The organism is Actinoallomurus purpureus (genome assembly GCF_024055795.1).
Lineage (GTDB): Bacteria > Actinomycetota > Actinomycetes > Streptosporangiales > Streptosporangiaceae > Actinoallomurus > Actinoallomurus purpureus.
The window spans coordinates 443484-460847 of record NZ_JAMXMY010000001.1 but is presented as its reverse complement, the minus strand read 5'-3'; the positions used below and the strand labels follow the sequence as shown (position 1 = coordinate 460847).

The 17364-nt window shown below is 71.9% G+C and carries 19 protein-coding genes; 8 read left to right on the top strand and 11 right to left on the bottom strand.

Annotated elements, in window-relative coordinates:
- Positions 1-63 precede the first annotated feature (63 nt).
- On the top strand, positions 64-1311 hold the full coding sequence (locus NE236_RS02050; RefSeq protein ID WP_252840031.1) for a sensor histidine kinase: 1248 nt from the start codon (positions 64-66) through the stop codon (positions 1309-1311).
- Positions 1308-1955, top strand: coding sequence for a response regulator (locus NE236_RS02045; RefSeq protein WP_252840030.1), 648 nt, complete (start codon positions 1308-1310; stop codon positions 1953-1955). The genes NE236_RS02050 and NE236_RS02045 overlap by 4 nt, the downstream gene beginning before the upstream one ends.
- A 113-nt stretch (positions 1956-2068) precedes the next feature.
- On the opposite strand, the gene NE236_RS02040 is transcribed toward NE236_RS02045, so the two are convergent.
- From NE236_RS02040 to NE236_RS02030, 3 genes are all read right to left on the bottom strand, one after another.
- Positions 2069-2713, bottom strand: a complete 645-nt coding sequence (locus NE236_RS02040) for a lysophospholipid acyltransferase family protein (protein ID WP_252840029.1) — start codon at positions 2711-2713, stop codon at positions 2069-2071.
- Positions 2714-2881: 168 nt separating this feature from the next.
- Complete coding sequence (locus tag NE236_RS02035) at positions 2882-3508, bottom strand: maleylpyruvate isomerase N-terminal domain-containing protein (RefSeq protein ID WP_252840028.1); 627 nt, start codon at positions 3506-3508, stop codon at positions 2882-2884.
- A gap of 437 nt (positions 3509-3945) precedes the next feature.
- On the bottom strand, positions 3946-4389 hold the full coding sequence (locus tag NE236_RS02030) for a plectin (protein ID WP_252840027.1): 444 nt from the start codon (positions 4387-4389) through the stop codon (positions 3946-3948).
- Between the two features lie 75 nt (positions 4390-4464).
- On the opposite strand from NE236_RS02030, the gene NE236_RS02025 reads away from it, so the two are divergent.
- From NE236_RS02025 to NE236_RS02015, 3 genes are all read left to right on the top strand, one after another.
- Positions 4465-5004: a TetR/AcrR family transcriptional regulator gene (locus NE236_RS02025; protein ID WP_252840026.1), complete on the top strand. Its 540-nt coding sequence runs from the start codon at positions 4465-4467 to the stop codon at positions 5002-5004.
- A gap of 135 nt (positions 5005-5139) precedes the next feature.
- Positions 5140-6006, top strand: a complete 867-nt coding sequence (locus NE236_RS02020; RefSeq protein WP_252840025.1) for an oxygenase MpaB family protein — start codon at positions 5140-5142, stop codon at positions 6004-6006.
- Between the two features lie 415 nt (positions 6007-6421).
- On the top strand, positions 6422-6625 hold the full coding sequence (locus tag NE236_RS02015) for a DUF5999 family protein (protein WP_252840513.1): 204 nt from the start codon (positions 6422-6424) through the stop codon (positions 6623-6625).
- A 49-nt stretch (positions 6626-6674) separates the two neighbouring features.
- Here NE236_RS02015 and NE236_RS02010 read toward each other — a convergent pair whose 3' ends face one another.
- Both NE236_RS02010 and NE236_RS02005 read right to left on the bottom strand, forming a co-directional pair.
- Positions 6675-7277 carry an alpha/beta hydrolase family protein gene (locus tag NE236_RS02010; protein WP_252840024.1) on the bottom strand — a complete coding sequence of 201 codons (603 nt, stop codon included), beginning with the start codon at positions 7275-7277 and terminating at the stop codon, positions 6675-6677.
- Positions 7278-7327: 50 nt separating this feature from the next.
- Positions 7328-9430: an ATP-binding protein gene (locus NE236_RS02005; RefSeq protein ID WP_252840023.1), complete on the bottom strand. Its 2103-nt coding sequence runs from the start codon at positions 9428-9430 to the stop codon at positions 7328-7330.
- A 189-nt stretch (positions 9431-9619) separates the two neighbouring features.
- Here NE236_RS02005 and NE236_RS02000 point away from each other — a divergent pair, with 189 nt between their 5' ends.
- Both NE236_RS02000 and NE236_RS01995 read left to right on the top strand, forming a co-directional pair.
- Positions 9620-10747: a VIT1/CCC1 transporter family protein gene (locus tag NE236_RS02000; RefSeq protein WP_252840022.1), complete on the top strand. Its 1128-nt coding sequence runs from the start codon at positions 9620-9622 to the stop codon at positions 10745-10747.
- A gap of 41 nt (positions 10748-10788) precedes the next feature.
- Complete coding sequence (locus NE236_RS01995; protein WP_252840021.1) at positions 10789-11217, top strand: PPOX class F420-dependent oxidoreductase; 429 nt, start codon at positions 10789-10791, stop codon at positions 11215-11217.
- Positions 11218-11276: 59 nt separating this feature from the next.
- Here the strand turns inward: NE236_RS01995 and NE236_RS01990 are convergent, their stop codons facing one another.
- The 4 genes from NE236_RS01990 to NE236_RS01975 form a co-directional block, all read right to left on the bottom strand.
- Positions 11277-11846, bottom strand: a complete 570-nt coding sequence (locus NE236_RS01990; protein WP_252840020.1) for a hypothetical protein — start codon at positions 11844-11846, stop codon at positions 11277-11279.
- Positions 11847-12115: 269 nt separating this feature from the next.
- The gene (locus NE236_RS01985; RefSeq protein ID WP_252840019.1) at positions 12116-13243 is read right to left on the bottom strand and encodes a tetratricopeptide repeat protein; all 1128 of its coding nucleotides are present in this window, start codon (positions 13241-13243) and stop codon (positions 12116-12118) included.
- A gap of 439 nt (positions 13244-13682) precedes the next feature.
- Positions 13683-13907 (bottom strand): DUF397 domain-containing protein, encoded by a 225-nt coding sequence (locus tag NE236_RS01980; RefSeq protein WP_252840018.1) that lies wholly within the window; start codon positions 13905-13907, stop codon positions 13683-13685.
- A 22-nt stretch (positions 13908-13929) separates the two neighbouring features.
- Complete coding sequence (locus tag NE236_RS01975; protein WP_252840017.1) at positions 13930-14787, bottom strand: helix-turn-helix domain-containing protein; 858 nt, start codon at positions 14785-14787, stop codon at positions 13930-13932.
- Positions 14788-15091: 304 nt separating this feature from the next.
- Between NE236_RS01975 and NE236_RS01970 the strand changes: the two genes are divergently transcribed.
- A complete protein-coding gene (locus NE236_RS01970) occupies positions 15092-15628 on the top strand; it encodes a TrmH family RNA methyltransferase (RefSeq protein ID WP_252840016.1) in 537 nt (178 codons plus the stop codon).
- Between the two features lie 122 nt (positions 15629-15750).
- On the opposite strand, the gene NE236_RS01965 is transcribed toward NE236_RS01970, so the two are convergent.
- Both NE236_RS01965 and NE236_RS01960 read right to left on the bottom strand, forming a co-directional pair.
- Entirely contained in the window at positions 15751-16047 is a 297-nt protein-coding gene (locus NE236_RS01965; protein WP_252840015.1) for a MoaD/ThiS family protein, read from the bottom strand.
- Positions 16044-17159, bottom strand: coding sequence for a WD40/YVTN/BNR-like repeat-containing protein (locus tag NE236_RS01960; RefSeq protein WP_252840014.1), 1116 nt, complete (start codon positions 17157-17159; stop codon positions 16044-16046). The genes NE236_RS01965 and NE236_RS01960 overlap by 4 nt, the downstream gene beginning before the upstream one ends.
- Between the last annotated feature and the right edge of the window lie 205 nt (positions 17160-17364).

Genomic DNA, 17364 nt, shown 5'->3' with positions numbered 1-17364 from the left:
GCCCGCGCAACCTCGCTCGCTCGGGGGAGGCGCGGCGCGGCGTCGTTCTGTCAGGATCTCAGCGTGCAGTCCCTGGTCCGCCCGCTCCTCAGCGTGACGACGTACCGCCGGTGGACGTTCATCCTCGGCGGCACGGCCATCCTGGTGCCGTACCTCCTGATCTACGCGACGCTGCTGCAGATCATCGGCCACCCCGGGCGGATGACCGGTGATCAGGTCCTGCAGGACCTGATCACGCTGATCCTCTACATCGCCGTCTCGAGCGCCGTGGCCTTCATCCCGGCCGTGCGGGTCCTGTCCCGGACCGCCGCCGAGACGCTCCTCGGCGTACGACTGCCCGCCGAGACGGCGGAGGGCATGCGCTCGTGGCGGTCCCGCCGGCGCACCGCCGTCTGGTGGGTCCTGCACATCGGCGTGGGCGGCGGGACGGGCCTGATCGGCGTCTTCGCGCCGCCGATGGCCCTGATCCTGCTCCAGACGCCGTCCACCGGGGAGAAGGCCGGCCGTGAGCTGCTCGGCGGATCCTCGGTGCTGCTCACCGGGGCGACGGTCGTCCTCGGGCTGGTCCTCCTGCCGCTGGTCCTCTACCTCGGGGCGGGCGTCGGAGCGGTGCTGGCACGGCTGGCGCCGGCCCTGCTCGGCCCGTCACCGGCGGACCGGCTGGCCCAGCTGGAGCGCCGCGCGGAACAGCTCATCGAGCGCAACCGGCTGGCACGGGAGCTGCACGACTCCATCGGGCACGCGCTGACCGTCACCACGCTTCAGGCCGGGGCCGCCCTCCGTCTGCTGGACGCCGATCCGGACTTCACCCGCCGCGCGCTGTCGGCCATCGAGGAGACCGGGCGGACGGCCCTGGAGGACCTCGATCACGTGCTCGGCCTGCTGCGCGAGGACCCGGGCGCCCGGACCCCGCAGCGTACGCTCGCCGACGTCGAGACGCTCTTCGAACAGACCCGGTCCGCCGGCGCCGACGTCCGCGCCGAGGTCGGCCGGACCGGAGGCGTCCCGGCGGTGGTGTCCCGGGAGGCGTACCGCATCCTGCAGGAAGCGCTCACGAACGTCCTCCGGCACGCCGGGAAGGTCCCCGTCGGCGTGCGGCTGGGGGTGCGCGCCGACCACCTCGAACTGGAGGTGACCAACCCGGTCGAGGCCGGCACCGCGCCCCGGGCCGGCGGCGGCAGCGGCCTGAGCGGCCTCCGCGAACGCGTCACCGTCCTGGGCGGGCGGTTCACCGCCGGTCCCGACGGCACGCGGTGGCGGGTGCACGTCACGATCCCGGTCGTCCCCATGATGGAGCTCGAAGAACAGTGACCCACATCCTCATCGCGGACGACGAGCCGCTGATCCGGACCGGCCTGCGCGCGATCATCGACGCCGAGGCGGACCTCACGGTCGTCGGCGAGGCCACCGACGGCGCCGAGGTGCTCCCGATGGTGCGCACGCTGCGGCCCGACCTCGTCCTGATGGATGTCCGCATGCCCGCGGTCGACGGCATCCAGGCGACCCGCACCATCCTCGGCACGATCCCCGAGCCGCCGCGGATCCTCGTCATCACGACGTTCGAGAACGACGACTACGTGTACGAGGCGCTACGCGCCGGGGCGAGCGGCTTCATGCTCAAGCGGGCCCGCCCGCCCGAGATCCTGCAGGCGATCCGCACCGTCACGCTCAGCGACTCACTGCTGTTCCCGGCCGCGATCCGCGGGCTGGCGGCCCGGCACGCGGCGGGCCGCGAGACCGACCGGATACGGCGGGCGCGGCTCACCGAACGCGAGGAGCAGGTCCTCACCCTGATGGCCCAGGGCCTGTCCAACGCGGAGATCGCCGCCGACCTGGTCGTGAGCGTGGAGACCATCAAGACCCATGTCGGGAACCTGCTGGCCAAACTCGGGGCGCGAGACCGCACCCAAGCGGTGATCGCGGCGTACGAGTCCGGCTTCGTCCGCCCCACGTGAACCCGTCGCCGCGTACAACCCCGGTGGGCGCGGATCTGGTGAGCGCCGTGGTCACGGAGACGCGGGGCTGCTCCCGTCGGCGGCTCCGGGCGGAGGCGCGGTTCCGTTCCCGGTCAGCGGTTCTTGACGGAGGCGGCGTAGACGTCGACGTACTCCTGGCCGGACAGTTTCTGGATCGCGGCGACGATCTCGTCGGTGACGGCGCGCGGGTCGGCGTCCTCGGCGAACCGCAGGGGCTCTCCGAAGCGGACCTCGACCCGCATGATCTTCTTCGGCAGCCGGTGCCCCGTGGGCTGGACCTGGTCGGTGCCGATCAGCGCGCACGGCACCACCGGCGCGCCCGACGCGAGGGCCAGCCGGGCCACGCCGGTCTTGCCCCGGTAGAGCCGGCCGTCCGGAGAACGGGTGCCCTCCGGGTAGATGCCGAACAGCCGGCCCTGCCCGAGCACGCGCAGGGCCGTGTCGAGGGCGTCGGCCGCCTCCGAACCGCCGCTGCGGTCGACCGGGATGGTGCCGACCGCCCGGAAGAAGGCCGCCATCAGCCGGCCCTTGAGCCCGGTGCCGACGAAGTACTCCTCCTTGCCGATGAAGACCACCTTGCGCGGTGCCATCAGCGGCAGGAACAGCGAGTCGCAGAACGACAGGTGGTTGGCGGCCAGGATCGCGGCGCCGCCGGGGACCGTGCCGGTCACCTTCGGCCGGAACACGATCCTCAGGAGCGGTCCCAGCAACACGTGCTTGAGGAGTGAGAAGAACACGGCCACCCTTCCACCGACGAGTGCCCGACAGTCTGACGCCTCCGCTGCGGTGCGTCGTTGCGCCCGGTTAACAAGAAACAGCTTACGGTTCTTGTACCGCGCCCTCACTTGACGTACATGGACCGACCGCTCGCACTCGGTTCGTTGAACGAACCTGAGGGGCGGCCGTCACTCGGGATGCCAGTCCGGCGACCGTCCGGACGCGCGCAGCACCGCCTCCCACTCGTCCCCCCTGCCCGGGGCCGGAAGGTGCGGCACTCCGGTGCGCCAGGCCGCCGCGATGACGTCGGGCCGGCTGGGGCGGTGATCCTTGTCCAGGGCACGGGCCAGGTCCCAGGCGTGCAGGTGCCACTCGACGCACACCGCCGCCGCGTAGTCCCCTGCGGTCAGCTTGGTACCCCGGTAGGAGAGGTACGGCTCGTCCCACACGTCGAGCAGCCGGTCAGAATACGCCTCGGCGGAGACGGCGAACGCGACGATGTGCTCCCGGCCCGTGGCGGGCGGCAGCACAGCGAGTTCGGCGGCGTTCTGCCGGGACAGCTGGCGTACCAGGAGGGCGGCCGGGGCGTCCTGGGCGAACAACCGGGAGAGCCGGCTGTTCGGCGCGTCGTTGAGGTATTCGTGGAAGTTCTCCGCGACGCAGCGCAGGTGACCGGCCAGGTCGATGGCCTCCCACTCCCTGCACGGCGTCGGGACGGACCAGTCGGAGAAGTGCGCGGCCAGCTCGCAGATGGCGATGACGCCTTCTCGGCATGCGCCGAGAAGGTCTCGCCGATCAGGCGGCGTGCGCTCCAAGTGATCCCCCCGGACAGAGCACTTCCTGCTGACCCACATCGCCGTGGCCGGGACGGCCGCTGCTGCCCACGACGACACCTGAGTCGGTAGAGTCTCAGAGTTCATCGGCCCGTGCCACTCCGACCTGGCCGTGTTCACGCTGGTGGGGCACTGTCTTGTACCCCTTGGACGAAAACCAGCGGCGATTTCATGGACAAGTGGCGACGGCGCGAGCGAAGCGCGCCGAGGGTCAAGGCCCTCCATCGGCCAGGTCACCGGGCCGCTCTCGGCGGTGGCGCGATCGCGCGGTGACCGGTCCGGCCCCGGCAACGATGGCGCCCCGGGACGCCCGCCGGGTCCGCGAGGTGTCCCCTCGGCGGCGTCCCGCCGGCCGGCCCCGCCGGTTCCCCGGCCGGCGGAGCGTCCCACACGGCCGTTCACGCGTGGCGGCGGCCGCCTCAGATGTGGGCGGGCGGGGTGGTGCGCACGGCCAGCTTGTGGGCCTCGCGCAGCGTGCGCAGCCGGTCGACCTCGTCGATGTACGGGCGGACGCTCGGCTTGGCCCGGGTCTTGCGCGCGGCGATCTGCGCGGCGCGGCGCTGCTCGGCGTCACCGTGCTCGTACGTCTTCGGGCCCATGGCCACCCGCTGGGCCGCCTCGGCGGCGAGGAGGGCGGCGTACAGCGCACCGTCGTAGGCGACCGCGAGCCTGCGCAGCTCGTCGAGGGGACGACTCTCGACCTGAGCGGCATGGAACTCCCGCTCGGCGTCCTGCGCGGCGGTGAGCCGGTCGCGAAGCTCGGCTGCGAGCTCCTTGTCCGCGGCGTGGCGCTCAGCGACCTCCGGGCTCACCTTGCGACCCAGGACCATGGCGGCTCCCCTTCTCTCGATGCTCTCGGCCAAGGGTAGAGGGTACGGCACCGTGACACGCGGCCGGGCCGCCTTCACGCGACCGCCTTTACGCAGTAAGGTGCGATCATGTCGCAGCGGGAACCGCTCACGCGTGAGCGCATCATCGAGACCGCGCTCCACCTCATCGACGGTCAGGGCCTGAGCCGGTTGACGATGCGCCGCCTCGGCGACTCGCTGCAGGTGGAGGCGATGGCGATCTACCATCACCTCCCGCACGGCAAGGAGCAGCTCCTCGAGCAGCTCATCGCGCACGTCGCCGCGCTGCCCGTGCCCCCGGGCGACGGCGACCCCCGCGACCGGCTGCGCGCCTGGGCCCGCACCTACCGCGACCGGCTGCTCGAACATGTCGGGGTGATGCCGCTCATCGTCACCCGCCGCAACCCGGGCGCGCTCGTGACGACCACCATCTCCGTGCGGGACCTGCTGCGTGCGGCCGGCCTGCCGGAGTCGGAGGCGGCCGTCGGCGCGCACGTCCTTCTCGGTTACCTGCTGGGCACCGTGGCCCTGGAGGCCCGCGAACGCTCCGCCGGGACGACGCCCGACGACGTGGACTGGGACGGACGCTTCCTCGCGGGCCTCGACCGCGTGCTCGCCGGCCTCCTCTGACGCGCGTCCTCCGACAGCGCCCGCTCGAGGGAGCGGGCGCCTCCCGCTGTGGGGTCCGCCACTGCGCCGTGCGGTCATCTCCCGTACGATCATGGCGTCAAATCCGGTAATTACCCCCTTACGCGGAGAATCTGGATGGCCCGCTACACCCGCCTACGGCAGATCCAGGCCCTCGACCCCGAGCGCGACTACCAGGACATCTACCGGATCAGCGCCGAGTACGAGTTCCCGTGGGACCTGCAGCGGTCCCTGGAGCTGGCGCTGTTCCGTACGTACGCGGTGCCGTCGATCGGCGGGCTGCTCGACCGGACCGGGGAGTTCGCCCGGCGCGGCCAGAAACGCTACGACGACACCGTCGCGCTCCTGTACGAGATGACGCAGGACGGCGGCCTGGACTCCGAACGCGGCCTGGCCGCCCTCCGCCGCATGAACCGCATCCACGGCCGGTACGCCATCTCGAACGACGACTTCCTCTACGTCCTGTCGACGTTCGTGGTGATCCCGGTCCGCTGGGTGGCCGAGTACGGCTGGCGTCCGTACAGCAGTCACGAGGTGCGGGCCACGGCCAAGACGTTCCGCCACATCGGCCGGCTCATGGGGCTCAAGGAGATCCCGGAGACGTACGAGGCGTTCGCGGACTTCCTCGACCGGTACGAGCGCGAGAACTACGCCTACGCGGAGGCGAACCGTCGCGTCGCGGAGGCGACGATCGCGATCTTCGAGGGCTGGTTCCCGCGGTTCCTGCGCCCGCTCGCCCGGCGGGGCGTGCTGGCGCTGACCGACACGCCGCTGCGTCAGGCGCTCGGTCTGCCCCGCGCGCCCCGGATCCTGGAGATCGGCGCGCACCGGGCGCTGAAGGCGCGGGCGCTCGCGGTCCGTCTGCTGCCGCCGCGCCCGTCGACCCGTCCGAAAAAGCCCTACACCCGCTCCTACCCCGACGGCTACGCCCTGGAGGAGATCGGCCCTTCGTGGGTCAACGACCTGGGCCGGCGGACGGCCTGAGGAAGCGACTCCGCGGGGAGACCCTCCTCCTGCGGGATCGCGCCTCGGGGCGCCGGCGCACTGACCGAGTCCTTCCGGCGTCGTGACCCTCGCCTGTGGCGGCGCGGGGAAAGGCGTGTCGCGCACGCACCCCGTGAACCCGGCGACGGGCGGGCGAAACACCGCCGGACCCGGGCCCCGTAAGCACACGGCGACAGATCGTTGTCTGTACCGAGAGTTGTTCTTTGGCCGATTTGGATGCGGGTACGGGCCGTTAAGCCGTAAAGTGATCTCTGTCACGAGGAGTCACTGGGGCCATCGGGAAAACCGCCCGGCCGGGCTATGTCGGCATGGGGGCGAACCGCAGCACACTCGAAGACGTCTTAGTGACATGAGGCAACCGCACCTACGAGTAGTCGAGACCGGAGGCACGCACATGTGCCCGCACGAGCCGCCCTGCCCCTCGGCGACCGCACCCGACCGTGAGGCCGCTCGCACCATCACCTGCCACCCCGAGCAGGGATGGAGTCTGCTCTGCAACGGGGTCGTGCTGTTCGAGGACACCGGCGAGCTGCTTCCCGACGGGGGGATCATCGCTCCGCACCGCCCGACCGACCTTCCGGCTCACACGGCGGCGTGACGCGTTCTCTTCGGGGGACCAGTCCGTAAAGACCATCGATTCCGGGGACTCAGCTCGAGCCGGCGCTCCACCGGCGCAACCACTCCCCCACCACCGCCCCCACCGCGGCGGGCTTCCTGGCCAGATCGTGCCGTTCTCCCGGCAGGACCTGGACGAGAGTCGCGTCCGCCGGGTCCGGGACACCGAACGGATCACGGTCGCCGTTGACGACCACGACCTCCACGCCCGCCGCTCGAAGCTCATGCGCGCGGGAACGTTCGGGTCTCCCGGGCGGGTGCAGCGGGAACGCCAGTGCGATCACTCCGCGCGCGCCGGCCTTCAGCGCCGTGCGGCAGGCGACGCGCGCGCCGTTGCTCCGCCCGCACTGAATCAGCGGCACGTCGCGGAACCTTTCCCGGAGCTCGGCGATCACCGCGAGCCAGGCCTCGTCCTGCCGAGGGGCGGAACCGGGCGCACGTCGCCCGGCACGGCGGAACGGCTGCAGCACCCGTGCCACGGCCCCGCCGAGCCGTAGCGCCTCCTCGCGGACGGCCAGCAGGTCGGGAGCGTCGACTCCGCCGTTGGATCCGTGGGTCATGACCAGGAGGAACGCCGGATCCGCCGGCTCGTCCAGGGTGACCTCGGCCGGCCCCTGCGGGGTCGCGATGTCCATTCCGAAACCGTACTCCGTGGCCCCGGCGCGCCTTCGTCCGAGGTGCCCGCTCAGGAACATGCGGGTGACGGCCGGCCGAGCCCGAACGCGACCGCGTCGTCCAGCGGGAGGGCCGCCCCCGCGTGGAAGGCCCGCCCGAACCGGTCAGGGCCGAGCACCTCGCGCAGCCGCGCCTCGCACCCACGGTGGAATTCGGTCAGCGCCTGGATGCGGTCCGGGGACGACCCGATCGAACGCCACACACCGTTCGCGGCGCCGAGGAGGCGGGCGGCGACCTCCGCGTCGGCGTCCGTCATGGTCCAGGCGAGGGCCTCCAGGCAGAGGGCGAGCCCCCAGCGATCACACAGCGTGTGCTTGAGGCCGAGGGCATCCCGCAGCAGCAGACCGGCTCGGGCCGAATCCCCGTGCCGCCAGCCGGCGACCCCCGCCGCCCAGAGCGCGTGCGACTCGGACCAGGTGGCACCGTGCTCGCGGCAGATCGCCAGGGAGCGCTCGGCGGCGGCGACGGCGCTCTCGTCGTCGCCCAGGCCGGTGTGGGCGAGGGTGAGGTGGAACAGGGTGAGTGACTGACCGTCGGGGTCACCGGCGGCCAGGTCGCTCTCGAATGCCTGGTCCAGCAGCGTGCGGGCACGCTCGAACCTGCCCTCGACCAGCGCCGCGAGCCCCAGGAGGTGCACCGCGCGTCTCTGCGCCCGCGCATGGCCGATCCGCCCGGCATGGTCCTGGCACTCACGCAGCAGGCGCGTGCCCGCCACCGTGTCCCCCTGGAGGAGAGCGAGCCAGCCGGCGATCCACAGCGCGTCCGCCCGGGCAGGAGCCCAGACCGGGCCGTGGTCCAGGGCCTCGCGCAGCCAGTGACGGCCTTCGCTGAGCAGCCCGCGCGTCATGCAGTAGCGGCCCAGGGGGGCCGCGATCCGCGGGGCGATCGTCCCGTCGCCGGGGGCGGTCAGCGAGTGGTCCGCCGCGGCGCGCAGGTCCGGGTGCGCCAGGCGCAGGCGGGAGAGCCAGAGCGCCTGCCGGGGGCTCATGAACTCCGCCATGGCGTGCTCGGCCAGGGACAGGTAGTGATCGCAGTGCCGCTCCCGTACCCGGACTCCCTCCTCCGAACGGGCCAGCATCTCCTGGCCGTACTCGCGGATCATCTCGGGCAGCCGGTACCGGACGACGGGTTCCGACGGCTCCCGGACGACGATCGACATGTCGATCAGGTCGGTGAGCAGGTCGAGCACCTCCTCGGCCGCGATGCCGTCACCAGCGCAGACCGCCTCGGCGTCCTCCAGGTCGAACCCGCCCCGGAAGACCGCCAGCCTCCGCCACAGCGTTCGCTGTGCCGGAGAGCAGAGCCCGAAGCTCCAGTCGATCGCCGTACGGGGCGCCTGCAGCCGAGGGAAGTGCACGTGGCTGCCCTCCGACAGCAGCCCGAAGTAGTCGTCCAGCCGCTGCAGGACCCGATCCACGGGCATCGCCCGGACCCGGACCGCGGCGAGCTCGATGGCGAGCGGATTGCCGTCGAGCCGATGACACAGCCGCAGAATGGCCGTGCTGTTGTCCTCCGTCACGCGGAACCGGCGGGACGCCGACGCCGCGCGGTCGGTGAAGAGGCGGACCGCGTCACAGCCGGACACGGCCTCCAGCGACGGCATCTGCTCGGGATCGGGCACCGGCAGCGGCCGAACGGGCAGCACCTGTTCTCCGGTGACGCCGAGCGTCTGGCGGCTGGTCGTCAGGATGCGAAGGTCCCGGCCGGCGCGCAGGAGAGTGTGGGTCAGCCGGGCGCAGGAGTCCAGCAGGTGCTCGCAGTTGTCCAGGACCAGCAGCATTCGTTTGTCCGCCAGCTGGTCGATGAGCACGTCGATCAGGCTCCGGGACGCGTGGTCCCGGACACCGAGGGCCATCTCACAGATCCCGAGCGTGTCCGCGACGGCCGAGGTGAGCAGCTCCCCGTCTCGCAACGGGCCCAGCTCGACGAACCACACCCCGTCCGGGTAGGAGCGCCGGGCACGCTCGGCTACCCGCAGAGCCAAACGCGTCTTGCCCACCCCGGGGTCCCCGGTGAGCGTCAGCAACCGGCCGCGGCGTAGCGCGGCCGTCGCCTCGCGTGACTCCCTCTCGCGGCCCACGAAGCGGGTCCCCCCGGCCGGCAGGTTGCCCACACCTTCAGTTTAATTACGGTCGGCAACAATGCCGCACGTCGCCCTCGACATGCGAGAAGAGCCGGCCTGCGAGAACATCGTCTGACGGGGAACGGGATCCGCGAGTCCGCGGTCCGGAGCCACGGGGATGACTTTTCGGTCCTGGCAAGTTGTTGATTACGGATGGGGATGACGACTCTGAGGAGCGCCATGGGGAAGGCCGCTGATCGACAGAACGTCAAGCGCTGGCGGGAGCTTCTCGCCAGTGAGCGCGACGCCGCCGCGCTCTACTCCAGCCTCGCGGTCGCCGAGAGCGGCGAACGGCGCGAGATCCTGGAAGAGCTGGCGGGCGTCGAGCTCAGGCACGCGGCGCACTGGGAGGGCAAGCTCCGCGCCGCCGGGGCGGAGGTGCCACCACCCGGGCCGCCCAGCATGCGTACCCGGCTGCTCGCGACGGCGGCGCGGCGGCTGTCCACCAGCGCGGTCCTGCCGATGATCGAGCGCGCCGAGCGCTCGGACGCGGGGGTCTACGACCGTGACCCGGACGCCACGCCGGGGATGGCCGAGGACGAGCGCGGCCACGCTCGCACTCTCGCCAAGCTCATCGACGGCGGGAAGCCCGACCCTCGAGTGCAGATCTCGCGCCGGGAGGGCTGGCACCGTACGGACCGCTCCGGGGCGCTGCGGGCCGGCGTGTTCGGGGTGAGCGACGGCCTGGTGTCGAACACCGCCCTCGTCATGGGCTTCGCCGGATCGGGATCCTCCCGGACCGCGATCCTGCTGGCGGGCGTCGCCGGGCTGCTGGCCGGAGCGTTCTCCATGGCGGCCGGAGAGTACGTCTCCATGTCCGGCCAGCGGGAGATGTTCAAGCGGGAGATCGAGCTCGAGGCGCAGGAGCTGGAGGAGACCCCGGACGAGGAGCACGCGGAGCTGGTCCTGATCTACCGCGCCAAGGGGCTGGACCGCGTCGACGCCGAACGCCTCGCCGACCGCATCATGAGCGACAAGAGGGTCGCGCTCGACACGCTCGCGCGCGAGGAGCTCGGCCTGGACCCGGACGAGCTCGGCTCTCCGTGGGGCGCGGCGGGGTCGAGTCTGCTCGCGTTCGCGCTGGGCGCGTTCGTCGTCGTCCTGCCGTACCTGATCGGGGGCGGCGCCGCGGCGCTGCTGACCGCGATCGGGCTGGCGGTCGCCGCGCTGTTCGGCGTCGGTGCGGGCATCGGCGTCCTCAACGGGCGGCCGCCCCTGCGCTCGGGCCTCCGCCAGGTCGTCGCCGGCGGTCTCGCCGCCGGTGTCACCTTCCTCGTGGGTCACCTCATCGGCACCGCCGTGTCCTGACCGGGTGTTCGGTCGTCGCGCCGCCCGGGGACAATCGACCCATGGCCGAAACCATGACCGAAAAAGAGTGGCGCGACTTCCTGATGACCGGCACCCGTACGGGCAAGGCGGCCATCGTCAAGGCCGACGGCGCGCCGCACGTCACACCGATCTGGTTCCTCCTCGACGGGCCGGATCTGGTGTTCACGACGCACGAGTCGGGGGTCAAGGGCAAGGCGCTCCGCCGCGACCAGCGCATCGCCATCAGCGCCGACGACCAGACCCCGCCGTTCTCCTTCGTCTCCCTGTGGGGCGAGGCGTCGCTGTCCGAGGATGTCGACGAGGTACGCCGGTGGGCGACCGAGATCGGCGCCCGCTACATGGGCGCGGACCGCGCCGAGGAGTACGGCAAACGCAACGGCGTGCCCGGCGAGTACCTCGTCCGCGTCCGGATCACCAAGGTCGTCGCCCAGCGCGACGTCGCCGACTGATCGCACTCTCCGGTCCTCGCCGGTGGACGGGCCGGTCGACGGCGCCAGCTCCACCGCGCTCAGTGCGCGAAGGGCTCGAGGCACCCTCCGTCCGCGATGGTCCCTTCGATCTGGAGATGGAAACTGCCCGGTCTGACGCCTCCGTCGACGCAGGCGCGCCGGCCGACGAGGACCGCGTAGGCCGCGCCGGGCACCGGCGACGCGGTGGACATCAGGTGCGAGACGATCGGCTGCACGTCGACGCGCTCGCGCGGATGACCGAGACGGGGCAGTTCCCGCTCGACGGAGTCGACGGAGAGGTCGTTTTCCCGGAGCAGACGCTGGAGTACAGGCCGTATCCGATCCGCGGCCGCCCGGGCGAGGCGCGTGTCCTCGTCCGACAGGGGCGCGCGGTACTTCCAGCCGTTGTTCTCGGAGTAGTGCGGGGCGCCGTCGCCCTGCCGCGGTGTCTCCTGAGGAACCGAGAGGGGGGCGGTCCTGGAGGGTGGCGGCGTGCCTGTCGGCGTGCCCTGACCGGCTGGCGGCGGTCGGACCGGAGAGCCGGCCCTCACCGTCCCGCAGCCGACGAGGAGAAGGCCGGCCACGGCGACCCAGGCACCGCGCAGCAGGCCTCGATGTGAGATCAGCATGGTCTCGATCACCGCCGGAAAGCCCTGTGCGCGGCATGAGCACAACTACTCATTCCGAGCGCTGGCCTGACCGGAACCGGTCTCGGATGCGCGATGGGAGAGGTCTCCGGGGATCAACGGAGATGACGCCCTGACGCTCGCCAGGCTCCAGCGACACTCGGAGGGCTGACGCACGCGAGAGAGGCCGCCACCGACGGCGTCGGTGGCGGCCGAGCCCGCCCCGCACGCGGCGGTGGCCGGCCTCTCTCGCGTCTCGGCCCGCGGGGTGATCAGTCGGCGTCGGGCCAGTTCGGGGGCAGCACGGGAACGTCCGACCCCATCGCCTGCCGCAGGCGCTCGGCGAAGCTCTCCTGCAGCGCGCGCCCCCACGGATAGTCGGCGGGCACCCGGACGGCCTCCCCGAGCACGTCGTACGCCTCGGCGGACAGGCCTTCCCCGCCCTTGGTGTAACGCGTGGCGATCAGCGCGTAGATGTGGTCGAGCGCCCCGAACGCCTCGCTGGTGAGCAACGGTAGTGAGTTGGCGCGCACGGCGGCCTCCACCTCGTCCTCCCACCAGACGTCCTCCCCGTCGGCGGCGAACGTACGGCGCAGGCGGGCCCGTACGTCCTCGCCGAGCGCCGGGTCGTCGAGGCCGCGCCGCCAGATCTCCTGGGCGGCCTCGTCCCGGCCTCGCAGCGGAAGCGTCCGGGCGAGCAGTTCGATGGCCAGGGGGACGACCTCCGGGTCGGCGTCCTCTCCCGGCGTCACGCTGCCGAACGCGTTGATCGCCTGCTCCAGGTGGGCGATGCCGAGGCTGACCGCGAGCCGGGCGTGCGCCTGCGGGTCGCGGTTCCGGTCGACGAGATCCAGGGCGCCGGCCAGCACGCGCTGGGCGCGCGCGGGCTCGCCCCAGTCGATCAGGCGCAGCGCCAGGTCATGGGCGGCGACCGGGGCGTACTCCTCGTCGCCGGTGGCGATGGCCTGTTCCCACCACTCGCACGCCCGGCGGGTGTCGCCCTCCTCGTCGGCGATCTGGGCCAGCGCGAGGTACGCGGGCGGGAGGTAGGCGCGGTTGCCGAAGTCGACGAGGGTCCGCCAGGCGTCGCGTGCCTGGTCGCGCCCGCCGGCCCGCTCCCAGGACAACGCCAGGTGGTACGCGGCGCGCGCGCCGTACTCGGGGTCCTCGGTCGCGATCGCGAGCCGGTCGGCCTCCCGGGCACCCTCGTGATCGCCGCGTCCTTCCAGCACCACCGCCAGGCCCAGGGCCGCCTGCGCCCGCTCCGCCGTGTCGCCGGTCTCCAGGACCCTGCGGAACAACTCGGCGGCGCGGTCCAGATCGCCGTTCTCCGCGTGGTTACGAGCCTCTTCGAGATGGGTCGACGGATCGGCCGTCGCCTCTCCGGGGGGCGTGCTCATCGCTCCCTCCGATCGCACGACAACCCGTCGGCCGGGGTCCGTGGTGATGCCTCGTCACTCGCACTCATTCTCCGTGCCCTTGGGGGTAGGCGCCGCCGTGTGGGATGAGCCTAACGGGGCCGGGCCCGCCTCGTCCCCTTCTGTACCGCCGATGTCGCCGGCTCGGGCACCGACGAGCAGGAGTCGCGCCGAACGCTCGGTGACCGCGAGCGCGTACGGGGCCGGATCGCGCCGAATCGCCCACCAGATCGGCCCTTCACCGAGCCTCCCGTCCCGCCCGATGGACTGAACCGGCCCGACGTCGTACGAGCCCTCCTCGACGAGGCCCTCACCCGAGACTGGAACCCCGCCACGCACGCACGCCTCGACGGCTGGCCCCTCTTCGACGCCGCCCTCGCGCGGCACCCCTGACCCGGCAGGACCCGCCTCAGCGTCAGCGTCAGCGGACGACCACTGTCACCTCGACGCAGGAGCCACCTTCGGCATTGCTGCGCGCGCTCTTGCGCCACGGTACCGCCATGACCTCCACGCAGTCTCCGCCTTCGGGGTTGCTCCGGCTGCTCTTGCGCCAAGACGCCGCCGTGATCTCCACGCAGGAGCCACCTTGGGCGTTGCTGCGTACGCTCTTGCGCCAGACGGCGCCGACCAGATCCGGTGCGGTCACGATGGCCCCTTCCGGGCATGGGCTACAGCTCGGCCGCCACCGCTGCGATCATCGCGAGCGACTTCTCGACGCTCACGCCGTTCGCGATCAGATGATCGACCCTGTTCCTATACTCCCGGACTTCCTCCTCACGTTCCAGATAGAGGCCGCCGGTGGAGTGCTCGATGTAGACGATCGGGGAATCGGTCGGCTCGGGGAACCGGAGGAACTCGAACGACTCCGCCGTGATCAGCACCGGGCCCGCCTCGTACGGGAGGAGCTGGATGACGACGTTGGGCCGTTCAGCCAGTCTGAGCAGGTGCTGGAGCTGGGCGCGCATGACCTGGCGGCTGCCGACGACGCGGTGGAGGACCGACTCGTCGAGTATCGCCCAGACGCGCAGCGGGTCCTCCTTGGTGAGGAGCTCCTGCCGGGCCATGCGCAGCTCGACGCGGCGGTCGACCTCCTCGGGCGAGAGGCGGAGGACGTCCACGCTCATCAGGGCGCGGGCGTAATCGGGGGTCTGGAAGAGACCGTAGAGGAGCTGGGAGCGGTACGCCTCGATCGAGAAGGCGGCCGTCTCCAGCCCCAGGAAAATCGAGAACTTGGCGGGCAGGACGTCGTCGTACCCCTGCCACCAGCCCTTCTTGCGCGAGTCGCGCGCGAGGCCCGTGAGCGTCTCGCGGACCTTCTCGTCCGTGACGCCGTACAGGTCGAGGAGGTCGCGCACGTCGCGCGGGTGCAGCGGCGTGCGGGCGGTCTCCATCCGGCTGAGCTTGGTCGGGGAGCACTCCAGGTGCTCCGACGCCTGCTCCAGCGTGAGGGCGGCGCCTTCGCGGAGCCGCCGCAGCTCCATCGCCACGCGACGCCGCCGGAAGGTCGGGCTGTCTTTGATCGCCATGATGACTCCTCGGGGGAACGGCCCCGCCGAGAGGGGGAGCCTGGAGGTCACATCGTCCGACTGAATGTGACTCTCCGCAAGCAGTTCGTCGCAATTCGCATACGGCACTTGTGGTGGGCATGCTCGCTGGGCCAATTCACCGTGGCCGATGTCCTCGATCCTCCGTTGGTGCCCGTTCCCGTCGGGTGCGGAGTACGATCGGCGTCAACCGCCCGGTCGATCACGGGCATGTCGATGGCCCGCGTCCGCCGCCAAGGACGCCGCACATGACGATTCTCCGGAAGGGCGCCCGCGCCCGTACGAGGTGAGCACGGAGACGCCCGCAGGCCGGGCGATCCGGGTCCGCTCCCGCCGTGACCTGCGCACCGGCCGGCGTCGACGCGCCCACAGCTGCTGGGACCATCTGATCGCGGCTCCGTTGTGGCCGCTGCACGGCGCGAATCTCGGCACGCTGCTGCGTACGTGCGACGCCGTGGGGGCCTGCCTGGCGGTCCCACGATGGCCCTGGGTGCCCGAGGCGCTCCGGCGCGGCAACACTCTGCGGACCGGCGGGTGCGTGCACTGGGTCAACGACCCGTGCCGGTGGCTGGCCGACCGGCGCGACGACGGCACCCGGATCCTCGGGATCGAACTCGCCGAGGACGCCGTACGGCTGGCCGACCTGCCGATGGCCCGCGGCCGTACGGTGCTGGTGCTGGGCCACGAGCAGACCGGGATCCCGCCCGAGGCGCTCGACCTGCTGAACGAGGTGGTCGAGATCCCGATGATCGGCACGGGCGCGAGCCTGAACGTCGCCGTCGCCGGGTCGCTGGTGCTCTACAAGCTGGCGGGCATGGCCTGACGCCGCAGCCACGCGATGGCGTGTCGTCTCCGCCTACGGACAGGCGACGACTCTGGCGCCGTTGTTGACGTCACCAACCAGACAAAGCAGACGTCCATCCGTCAACAGCGGCGGCAAGCAGGTCAGCCGCCTGCCATGGCGCCGACGATCATGAACGGTTCGGTGCCCGCCGCGACCGGCTCGGGGAGCGGCATGTCCGGCGGGTCGTGGGAGAGGTCCCGTTCGCAGGCGTAGTAGCGGACGAACGCCCGGCGCCGGTGCGTGCCGTGGTCGCGGATGGTCCCGCGCAGCACCGGATAGCGGGCCTCCAGGGCATCGAGGACGGAGCCCGGCGTCACCGGTGCGGCCACGTCGAGCTCCACCTCACCCTGGACCTTCGCCAGCGCCTTCAGGTGCGCCGGCAGCACGACGCGGATCACGGCAGCGTCTGGACTTCGACGGACAGGACGGCCGGGAGGTCGCGGACGATGGGCGCCCAGGTGTCCCCGGCGTCGGCCGAGACGTACACCTGCCCGCCGGTCGTGCCGAAGTAGACGCCGCAGGAGTCGAGCGAGTCGACGGCCATCGCGTCCCGCAGCACGTTGACGTAGCAGTCGTGCTGCGGGAGGCCCTTCGTGAGCGGCTCCCAGTCGCCCCCGCCCGTACGGCTCCGGTACACCCGCAGGCGGCCGTCCGGCGGGTAGTGCTCGGAGTCGCTCTTGATCGGCACGACGTACACGGTGTCCGGCTCGTGGGCGTGCACCGCGATCGGGAAGCCGAAGTCCGACGGCAGGCCTTCGCTGATCTCGTGCCACGACTCGCCGGCGTCGTCGGTCCGCATGACATCCCAGTGCTTCTGCATAAAGAGGACCTCCGGCCGCGACGGGTGCATCGCGAGGCGATGGACGCAGTGGCCGACCTCGGCGTCGGGGTCCGGGATGCCCTCGGTGTGCAGGCCGCGGTTGATCGGGCGCCAGGTCTCGCCTCCGTCGTCGGTCCGGAACGCGCCCGCGGCCGAGATCGCCACGAACATCCGCCGCGCGTCGGACGGGTCGAAGATGATCGTGTGCAGGCACATCCCGCCCGCGCCCGGCTGCCAGGACGGTCCCGAGCGGTGGCGGCGCAGGCCGGGCAGCTCCTGCCAGGTCTGCCCGCCGTCCTTCGTCCGGAACAGCGCGGCGTCCTCGACCCCGGCGTACACGGTGTCCGGGTCGGCCGGCGACGGCTCGAGGTGCCAGACGCGTGCGAACTCCCAGGGGTGCGGCGTGCCGTCGAACCACTGATGGGTGCCGGGGACGCCGTCGTACTCGAACCGGTTGCCCACCGCCTCCCACGTCCGGCCGCCGTCGTCGGACCGCTGGATCAGCTGCCCGAACCAGCCGGTGGACTGGGAGGCGTACAGCCGTGACGGGTCGGCCGGGGACCCCGTGAGGTGGTAGATCTCCCAGCCGCCGAAGTGCGGGCCACTGATCTCCCAGTCCTCCCGCCGGCCGTCCGAGGTCAGGATGAACGCGCCCTTGCGCGTGCCGACCAGTACGCGTACCCCGCTCATGCTCACTCCTCTCCGTGCCCGGGCGTCCTGACACCCGGCGACGCGGTCGCGCCCGACAAGTGATCCCCTGACCTGCGGATTCGCAGGCCACTCACGGTAGACCACCGGGAGCCGGAGAACTCATCGCTCGCCGCGACCGGCGACGGTCGTCACCCCGAGGAGCGCGGCGGAACACACTATTGCACCGCCAAAAAGCGGATCTGAC